The following is an 8,508-nucleotide window of genomic DNA, read 5'->3' as shown; positions in this document are numbered from 1 at the left end:
CGACGCCGCATGTCCCGGCCCGCGCGAGAGCCGCCGACCTGCGCGTACGCATCGGGAACAGCCACTGCGAACCCGTGAACACCCGGCCGCGTGCCGCCGCCGGGCAGGCGGCTTCCCCCTCCGTTTTCCCTTCACCGCGAACCTACACATAAAGGGAAAATAAGCGCACCATGGGACTTACGCGGCGCTTACCGCACCATCCCGTGGCGGCGAGGCTCGCAGAGAGCGAAGGAGACGAGTCATGGCCAACGTCTCGCACACCCGGGGTGACATCACCACCCACCCCGACGCCCCGGAGATGCGGGCCCGGTACGCCCGCATGCTCGGCGGGCGCGATGTGGCGCTCGTGGACGGACCGGTGTTCCTGCTCGGTCTGTACTGCGCCGCGTCGCCGTGGATCCTCCACTACACGACGAGCCAGCCCCCGCTCGTGGTGCACAACCTGATCATGGGCATCGCGATCGGCGTCCTGGCGCTCGGCTTCACGAACTCTCCGGAGCGGATGTACGGCCTGAGCGGGGCCCTGTGCGCACTGGGCACCTGGATGATCATCTCGCCGTGGATCGTCGGTTCGAGCCCGGACACCGGAGTCGTGCTCAACAGCATCGTCATCGGGGCACTGGCCGTGATGCTGGGGACGGTGTGCATGGTCACCGCGACGCGCGGCACCCCTCGGGCGTAGCGGAAGGACTCCACCGGCCGGGCCGGGCCGCCCGGCGCGGCCCGGCCCGGCCCGGCCGGTGGGTGTGGGGTGAGGAACGCTTTCGCCGCCACTCACCCGGGCCGCCTGGACAACGCCGCCGTATGCGGGGGGCCAAACACGTGTGCGGGTGCGTGCTCGTGCGGAGGGGTCGAAGCTCGCGCGTGCCCGGGCGTGACCACCACGCCGCGCCCTGCACGGCGGCCGGGGCGCGGACACTCCGGTCGCGCCCGCTCACTGGCGGGCGAGCCACTCCGCGTACCAGGCGAGTGTCGCGTCCAGCGCCTCGGCGAGCGGCGTGGGCCGCACCGCGAAGGCCTGCTCGAAGGCGGACGAGTCCACGATCTGCGGCTCCGTGTGCTGGTAGAACATCTCGGCGTACTCGGACATGAACTGCTCGTCGAAGGGGCCGTAGGGCGCCGCGTCCTTCAGGACCAGGGTGCGCAGCGGACGGCCGAGACTCTTTCCGATCAGGGCGTGGACCTCCCGGGTGGTGGGCGCGGGCGCCGTGGGCAGGTGCCAGACCCGCCCGTCGCCCTCGGGGTGCTCGCCGAGGGTGGCGAGGCCGGTGGCGACGTCCTCGATGTACGTGTAGCTGTGCGGCAGGTCGATGTCCCCGAGCCCCACGACCTCGCCGTCGGCCAGGGCGGCGGGGAACACCAGGGCGCCGAGGGTCGAGCTGAGCACGCCGGGGCCGACGAAGTCCGCGGACCGGCCGAGCACGACCCGGACACCGCCCTCCCCGTGGGCGGCGAGGTACTTGGCGTCGAGGTCCGCGCGCATCCGGCCCTTGCGGCTCGTGGCGTTCCACGGGGACTCCTCGGTCATCACCGCTCCCCCGGTCTCGCCGTACGGATACAGGGTGTCGAGGACGACCAGCCGTGCGCCCGTGCCCCGCAGGGCGCCGAGCAGGGCGTCCTGGACCCGCGGCATGACCTCCACCTGGAGGTGATAGGCGACGTTCACGCAGTGGTAGACGACCTCGGCGCCGTCCGTGGCGGCCGCCGCGCCCGCGTCGGTGCCGATGTCGGCGGCGACGCGCTCCACCCCTTCGAGGGCGGGGCCGGTGCCCTTGCGGTCGACGAGCCGGACGGCGTGGCCCCGGCGGACGAGTTCACGGGCGAGCGCCGTTCCGGCGGGGCCGGAGCCCAGGACGGCGTGGAGGGCGCGGGAGGTGTGCGGGGCGGTGGACATGAATGGTTCCTTCTCTCTTGGGTCCTCGCACGGACCCCATGACCGGAGCCGTGCCGTGAGCGAGCGGGGTTTCGGTGACCGCCCCTCGCTTTCGTTAGACACCGTAACTCTTGCGATTGTCAGTAGCAAGAGTGGTTCCCACTCGCTGTTCGTTAGGGTGTGTAGCGGGATCGAGAGAGGAGCCGAACGTGACCGGCAGTCAGCAGGGTCCGAGAGCCCGTTACCGCGAGCAGACCCGCGCGGAGATCAAGGACATCGCGCTGCGGCAGGTGGCCGAGGGCGGCACGGCCGCGGTGGCGCTCACGCGCATCGCCAAGGAGGTGGGCCTCTCGGGGCCCGCCCTGTACCGGTACTTCGACAGCCGCGACGCGCTGCTGAGCGACCTGATCCGGGATGCCTACGCGGACCTCGCGGCGGCGGTGACGGCGGCCGCCGAGAATCTCGCGCCGGACGCTCCGGCACGCGAGCGGATCCGGGCGCTCGCCACCGGCTGCCGGGAGTGGGCCGTCCGACAGCCGCACCGCTACCTGCTGATCCAGGGCACGCCGGTCCCCGGCTACAGTGCACCGCCCGACACACGGGACAGCGCCCGCGCGGTGCTCACGCCCTTCCTCTTCGCCTTCCACGGAGCGCGTCCCGGCCAGGCGGTGGCCCCGGTGGTCTCGCAGACGACGGCATGGGTGCGCGCGGACGCCGAGGTGGCCGACTGGGTCGCCCGCGGCACGGGCGGCGCCGACGGGGGGCCCGCAGGACCGGGGGACGTGGACGAGGAGGCGGCCGGGGTGGCACTCGCCGGCGCGGTGCTCGCCTGGTCGCACCTGCACGGCGCGGTCGGCCTGGAGGTGTCCGGCCAGTTCGACGGCATGGGGCACGACGGCGGCACGCTGCTGTCGGCGCAGATCGAGTCGCTCGCGGACGCGTTCGGACTCGACTGACGCCACGGACGGGCGCGCGGGGCAACCGTTCTGCGGGACTCGTCGCGAGGGGGTCGCCGGGCCGGCGCACGCGCAAGGTGCCTTCTACGCCGAGGCGTCCGCACCAGGCGCGTACACGTACGGCGTCGTCGTGGTCAGCGGCACGAAACCGAGGCGGGCGAGGATCGGGCGGCTCTGGCCGGAGGCGTCGACCTGCACGTAGCGGTACCCGCGGTCCGCGGCGACCCGGGCGCGGTGGGCGACCAGGGCGCGGTAGATGCCCCGGCCCCGCCAGCCCTCGACGGTGCCCCCGCCCCACAGCCCCGCGAACCGGGCGCCGGGGACGAGTTCCAGGCGGGCCGCGCTCACCGGGACGTCACCGGCGAGGGCCACGACGGCGACGACGTCGTCCGCCTCGCCGGTGAGCTGGGCGAGCAACTGGTGGCGCAGGCGCGAGCTGTCGGTGCCGAAGGCCCGCCGGTGCACGTCCGCCACGAGGTCGACCCCGGCGCTGTCCGTGACGGGCAGCAGCCGTACGCCGTCCGGCGGCGCCGCGTCGAGCGCCAGGTCGCCCAGCTCGGCGACCATCAGCGTCTCCTCCGGCTCCGCGGTGAACCCGGCCTTCCGCAGCCGCCTCCCGAGGTCGTCCGGCAGGTCGTGTCCGTACAGCTTCCACTCGAACTCACGCCCGAGGCCGGTGAAGTACCGTATCTGTCCGGCGATCGCGGCGTCGGCGCCCGCCGCGTCGAGGTCCGACCAGACCACTCCGTTCCAGCCCTGCTCGGAGCCCACCTGGCGTACCACCTTGCCGACGCGTTCCACCCGGGCTCCCGGGCTGTCGGGCCGCGCGCCCTCCCGCATGTCCCGGTCGAACAGGGCCAGTACCCCCACGTGATCCATGGGGTCACTCCAGCACCTGCCGGGAGTCCCGGCAATGGGATTACGGGGGTGCGCTCCGCCCGGGAGCGGTTTCCCGCCGCCTCCGTCACGTCCGCCCACGCGCCGCCCGCCCCCTGCCGACGCGGACCCGCTCTTTGCCGGGGCGGGCACCGGGCGACGCTTCGGAGCCGCCGCGCAGACGGGCCGCGCGCCGGTCGGCGCGCCGGGCGCACGGCACGACACCGCCCGACACGGGCGGTCGTCGGCGGCCGTTCGGACACCGCGTCGTCCACCATGGACTCACCCGGCCACCGCCGCACCCACCCCCCACGGCACCGGAAGAGGAACGAACCCGATGACCATCCGCGTCCTGCTCGCCGACGACCAGGCCCTCCTCCGGGCCACGTTCCGCATCCTGATCGAGTCCTGCGCCGACATGGACGTGGTCGCCGAGGCCACCGACGGCCGGGAGGCCGTGGACCTGGCGCGCGCCCACCACCCCGACGTCGTTCTCATGGACATCCGCATGCCCGGCACCGACGGCCTGACCGCGACCACCACCATCTGCGCCGACCCCGGGCTGGCGACGACGCGCGTGCTCATCCTCACCACCCTGGAGATCGACGAGTACGTGGCCCACGCGCTGCGGGCGGGGGCCAGCGGTTTCCTCGGCAAGGACGTCGGCGCCGACGCCCTGCTCAGCGCCGTGCGCACGGTGGCCGGGGGCGACGCCCTGCTCTCCCCGCTGGCCACCCGCGCCCTCATCACCCGGTACCTCGCCACGCCGGCGCCGGGGAGCCCGCTCGCGCCGCCCGAGGCGCTCGACGCGCTCACCGCCCACGAGCGGGAGGTGCTGGCACTGGCCGCCGAGGGACTGTCCAACACCGAGATCGCCGACCAGCTCGTCGTCAGCCCGCTGACCGTGCGCACCCACGTGCAGCGCGCCATGGCCAAGCTCAACGCCCGCGACCGCGTGCAACTGGTCGTCATCGCCCACCAGTCCGGGCTCGTGCAGCCCGCTCCGCCGGCCACGTACTGACTGTCGCCTTGCGGCCCGGGCTCGGGGATGATCGAGCCATGGCAGAGGTGATGGGGCCGGGCGTGGACGATGCCCGGGCGTGGGAGGAACGTCTGGGCTGGGCGTACGGGCTGATAGCCGCCGACCCGGCCGAACGGGACGCGGCGCAGGCCCGGTTGGCCGCCGCCCGGCGGAGCACCGGCCTCGCCCGCCGGCGGTTCGACGAGGCGTGGCGGCTGGCCTCGACGCAGGGGGTGCGGTCGCCGCTCGACGCTCCCGCGGTGCGGCGGGCGCACGACGAGTACGTGGCCGTCCAGGGCCGTTCGCTGCCCGACGGTCTGTGGGACGGCCCGCACCGCGCGGAGATCTCGGGCTGGCCAGGGCTGCCCTACGCACTGCTGTTCCTGGAGTGGGAGGCGCGGTACCCGCAGGAGTGGACGCGGTACGCGAAGGCATGGGGCACCAAGCAGGTCCTGATCCGGGACGTGGCCGCCGCGGCCGGGGACGAGACGGTGCGGGCGAAACTCGTCGACCTGACCGAGACCGTGGTCCGGCGGGCGTACCGCTGCAAGGACCGGGAGTACGTGCGGGTGGCCAGGGCAGTCGACGGCGAGGACCTGCGGGAGCGCCTCGCCGGAGCACGGGAGTCGGACGATCCGTGGGCCCGGCTGCACGCCGGATACGTCCTGTGGATCCTCGACCGCCCGGACGTGCCCAACTCGCGGCGCGTCTGGCGGACGTGGCTGGCGGAAGGCCGCTGACGACGCCCGTCTCACCGCTGAGGGGGTCTCAGAAGAGATTGCCGACCAGGGCGGCGACCCACGCTCCGTAGGTCTTCCAGCGATGCGAGGTGCGGCAGTAAAGCCTTGGCTCGCGTCGCCCTGCCTGGTCGATGTGCGTCTCGCACCAACGGCACGGCAGTTCGCCGTGGTACCGGCCGACGTCCGCAAGTTGAGCCCCCATGAGCGGAACCCTGGCCGCTCGATCACCGCTCGATCCGTGCTGCCGCTGCCTCGTCACGGTGCCGGAACGAGCGGCGGACGGCCCCAGTCGGCGGTCAGGGCCTGCCGCAGCGCGTCGGCACCCGAGCTGCCGATACGGTCGGCGAGGACCGACTCGATGACGCCGATGGCCGCCTGCGCCCGCTCGTGCACGCGCAGTCCCTCGGCGGTGGTGCGGATCAGCCGTCTGCGGGCGGAGCCGGGATCGGGGACCTGCTGGAGCAGGCCCATGGCGATCAGACCGTGCACGGCCTGATGGACGGTCTGGCGGGTGACGCCGATGCGGCGGGCCAGCTCGGAGACCGTGGTCCCTTCCGCGTCGAGCATCGCGAAGACGGCGGCCTGCGCGGTGCTGACCGGCTGCTCCCCCGCGCTCTCCATGCTCGCCATCAGGGCGTCGTCGAACCAGCGCTTGGCTTCGGTGAGCAGTTGGGGAAGGTTGGCCGCGCGGTGGCTCATGGCTCCTCGGGAGGTCGGTGAACGGGAGCAATTATCCACTCGACGGCCCCGAAGGCGGTCAGCCGGTGCGGGCCGTGCGCCGCGCGAAGAAGTCGAGCGTCGTGCGGAAGCACTCTTCCACGGCCTCCTCCGAGAGGCCGACCCACAGGTGGTCGGCGCCCTCGACCGGCCTCAGTTCCACCGGCGCGCCCGCCTCGCGCAGGGCGCGGGCCAGCCGCGCGCTCTGGGCAGGGGGGACGATCGTGTCCCCGGTGCCGTGCAGGAGGAGGAACGGCGGCGCGTCCGCCGTCACCCGGCCGACGGGGCTCGCGTCGAGGGCACGCGCGAGGTCCTCGGCCGGTGCCGCGCCGATCAGCAGGGCCTCGAACGTGGTGGGATCGGCCGCGTCGTAGCGGCCCTCGGGGTGGTCCTCGGCCAGCCGGACGAGGTCGCTGGGCGCGTACCAGGCGGCGCATCCGCGGACGGTCACGGACTCGGCGGCGCCGCCGGCGGTGAGGGCCGCGAGTGCGGCGAGGTGCCCGCCGGCGGACTCCCCCCACAGGACGGTGCGGCCGGTGTCCAGGGCGAGTTCGCCCGAGCGGGCGCGCAGCCACCGCAGGGCGGCGCGTACGTCGTCGAGCTGGGCTGGGTGGACGGCCTCGCCGCTGAGCCGGTAGTCGGGGCAGGCGACGGCGAACCCGGCCCGGACCAGTCGCGCGAACGGCGTCGGGGACCAGTGCCGGAAGCGGGGCCCGAGGTCGTCGCGCAGCCCCGTGCGCCAGGCGCCCCCGTGCACGAAGACGATCACGGGCACCGGTCCCGACGTCTCCTCGGGGAGCCACAGGTCCAGTTCCAGCGGCCGGGTGCCCTCGGGTACGGCGTAGACCGCGCCGCGCAGGAGGCGTACTCCCGGTTCCGGACGCGCGGCCGGCGGCAGGGGCAGCCGGGCCGGGTCCGGCGGGGCGAGCAGTTCGAAGGGGAAGGGCGGTCCTGGTACGGCCATGGGGGTCTCCGTCGGTCGGGTCAGTGGGCGAGGCGCGGCAGCAGGGCGCGGGCGTTGGCCGTGGTCAGGGACCGCCAGGTCGTGCCGTCCACGGGGGAGGGCTCGGCGTCGAACGACGTGGCGTGCGCCTGCGCGGCGGGCGCCGGGGTCCAGCAGTAGTCGCTGCCGTAGAGGAGCCGCCCGGGGTCGGCGAGTCCGAGGAGCGCGGGGACCTGCCGGGGGAACGCCGGTCCCGCCAGGTCGTAGTACAGCTTGCGCAGTTGGGCCACGGCGTCGGGAGCGGTCGCGCCCGCGGGCATGAACAGCTTCATGAAGCCGTTGATGCGGTCGGCCAGCACGGGCAGCGCGCCTCCGCAGTGCGGTACGACGACCTTCAGGCTCGGGCAGCGCTCCAGCGTGCCGGCGAACAGCAGGTCGGTGACGGTGCGGGCGGTGTCGAAGACGAACTCGACCATGGGGCGCGGCCGGCCGAGAGCGGACTGCTCCCAGCACACCGGCGAGGTGGGGTGCACGAAGACGACGGCGCCCCGGCGGTCCAGCTCGGCGAAGACCGGGTCGAGCCGCGGGTCGCCGAGGTAGACGCCGTGGGAGTTGGACTCCAGGACGACGCCGTCCGCCCCGAGCGCGTCGAAGGCGTACGCGATCTCCGCGAGGGACCCGTCGACGTCGGGCAGCGGCAGTGAGGCGAACAGCCCGAAGCGGCCGGGGTGTTCGCTCACGATCCGGGCCCCGTCCTCGTTGACCTCCCGGGCCAGTTCGCGCGCGGCCGCCGGGTCGCCGAAGAAGACGCCGGGCGAGGAGACGGAAAGCACCGCCGTGTCGATGCCGCTGCGGTCCATCAGGTCCAGGTGGGCCTCGGCGGACCAGCGGGGCCAGGCGGGCACGCCGTCGGGGAGTTCGTGTCCGGCCGCCCTGGCCTGCCGGATGTAGGAGTCGGTCACGAAGTGCGCGTGGACGTCGATGAGTCCGCGCGCGTCGGCCGGTGCGCTCATGAGGGGGTGTCCTCGCCTGGTGCGGAAGGGGAAGGGGAAGGGGAAGAGGATGACGAAGCAGAAGGTGGCGCGGGCGCCGGGTCCTTGGACGTCGACCCGGGTTCACGGCGGGCTCCGCGGCGGGTGCGGACCCAGGAGGCCGCGCGCTCCCCGGCGACGATGCCGGCCAGACCGGTCAGCCCGAGGAGGGGCGGCGCGGGCGAGGTGATGTCCAGAGCCCAGTAGACGGCTCCCATCAGCAGGCCCGCCGCGAAGGAGAAGCCGGCGGCGCGCACGAACGCGGTGGGGCGGTACGGTGCCCCGGATTCGGGCGGACGGTGCGTCCCGTCCGGTCCCGGCGGGCGGTGCGTCCCGTCGGATTCCGGCGCA

Annotated in this window: 11 protein-coding genes; 4 read left to right on the top strand and 7 right to left on the bottom strand. The window is 74.1% G+C overall.

The window, feature by feature from the left end:
- The first annotated feature begins 241 nt into the window (after positions 1–241).
- Complete coding sequence (locus ACWGIS_RS18250) at positions 242–682, top strand: SPW repeat protein (protein WP_453363441.1); 441 nt, start codon at positions 242–244, stop codon at positions 680–682.
- A 252-nt stretch (positions 683–934) separates the two neighbouring features.
- Here ACWGIS_RS18250 and ACWGIS_RS18245 read toward each other — a convergent pair whose 3' ends face one another.
- Entirely contained in the window at positions 935–1,894 is a 960-nt protein-coding gene (locus ACWGIS_RS18245) for an NAD-dependent epimerase/dehydratase family protein (protein WP_453363440.1), read from the bottom strand.
- Between the two features lie 188 nt (positions 1,895–2,082).
- Between ACWGIS_RS18245 and ACWGIS_RS18240 the strand changes: the two genes are divergently transcribed.
- Positions 2,083–2,829, top strand: coding sequence for a TetR/AcrR family transcriptional regulator (locus tag ACWGIS_RS18240; RefSeq protein WP_453363439.1), 747 nt, complete (start codon positions 2,083–2,085; stop codon positions 2,827–2,829).
- Between the two features lie 84 nt (positions 2,830–2,913).
- Here the strand turns inward: ACWGIS_RS18240 and ACWGIS_RS18235 are convergent, their stop codons facing one another.
- Positions 2,914–3,708, bottom strand: a complete 795-nt coding sequence (locus ACWGIS_RS18235) for a GNAT family N-acetyltransferase (protein ID WP_453363438.1) — start codon at positions 3,706–3,708, stop codon at positions 2,914–2,916.
- A gap of 334 nt (positions 3,709–4,042) precedes the next feature.
- Between ACWGIS_RS18235 and ACWGIS_RS18230 the strand changes: the two genes are divergently transcribed.
- Both ACWGIS_RS18230 and ACWGIS_RS18225 read left to right on the top strand, forming a co-directional pair.
- On the top strand, positions 4,043–4,726 hold the full coding sequence (locus ACWGIS_RS18230) for a response regulator (RefSeq protein ID WP_453363437.1): 684 nt from the start codon (positions 4,043–4,045) through the stop codon (positions 4,724–4,726).
- Positions 4,727–4,764: 38 nt separating this feature from the next.
- Complete coding sequence (locus tag ACWGIS_RS18225) at positions 4,765–5,466, top strand: hypothetical protein (protein WP_453363436.1); 702 nt, start codon at positions 4,765–4,767, stop codon at positions 5,464–5,466.
- Between the two features lie 28 nt (positions 5,467–5,494).
- Here ACWGIS_RS18225 and ACWGIS_RS18220 read toward each other — a convergent pair whose 3' ends face one another.
- From ACWGIS_RS18220 to ACWGIS_RS18200, 5 genes are read right to left on the bottom strand one after another with little or no spacing between them, the layout of a single operon-like run.
- Positions 5,495–5,668: a hypothetical protein gene (locus ACWGIS_RS18220; protein ID WP_453363435.1), complete on the bottom strand. Its 174-nt coding sequence runs from the start codon at positions 5,666–5,668 to the stop codon at positions 5,495–5,497.
- Between the two features lie 53 nt (positions 5,669–5,721).
- The gene (locus ACWGIS_RS18215; RefSeq protein WP_453363434.1) at positions 5,722–6,165 is read right to left on the bottom strand and encodes a MarR family winged helix-turn-helix transcriptional regulator; all 444 of its coding nucleotides are present in this window, start codon (positions 6,163–6,165) and stop codon (positions 5,722–5,724) included.
- A gap of 58 nt (positions 6,166–6,223) precedes the next feature.
- Positions 6,224–7,147 carry an alpha/beta fold hydrolase gene (locus tag ACWGIS_RS18210; protein ID WP_453363433.1) on the bottom strand — a complete coding sequence of 308 codons (924 nt, stop codon included), beginning with the start codon at positions 7,145–7,147 and terminating at the stop codon, positions 6,224–6,226.
- Positions 7,148–7,167: 20 nt separating this feature from the next.
- Positions 7,168–8,139 carry an amidohydrolase family protein gene (locus ACWGIS_RS18205; protein ID WP_453363432.1) on the bottom strand — a complete coding sequence of 324 codons (972 nt, stop codon included), beginning with the start codon at positions 8,137–8,139 and terminating at the stop codon, positions 7,168–7,170.
- Complete coding sequence (locus ACWGIS_RS18200; protein ID WP_453363431.1) at positions 8,136–8,414, bottom strand: XapX domain-containing protein; 279 nt, start codon at positions 8,412–8,414, stop codon at positions 8,136–8,138. The genes ACWGIS_RS18205 and ACWGIS_RS18200 overlap by 4 nt, the downstream gene beginning before the upstream one ends.
- Between the last annotated feature and the right edge of the window lie 94 nt (positions 8,415–8,508).

It is taken from the genome of Streptomyces sp. NPDC054842 (genome assembly GCF_053611025.1).
The sequence above is the reverse complement of the archived record's forward strand: the minus strand, read 5'-3'. Positions and strand labels throughout refer to the sequence as shown.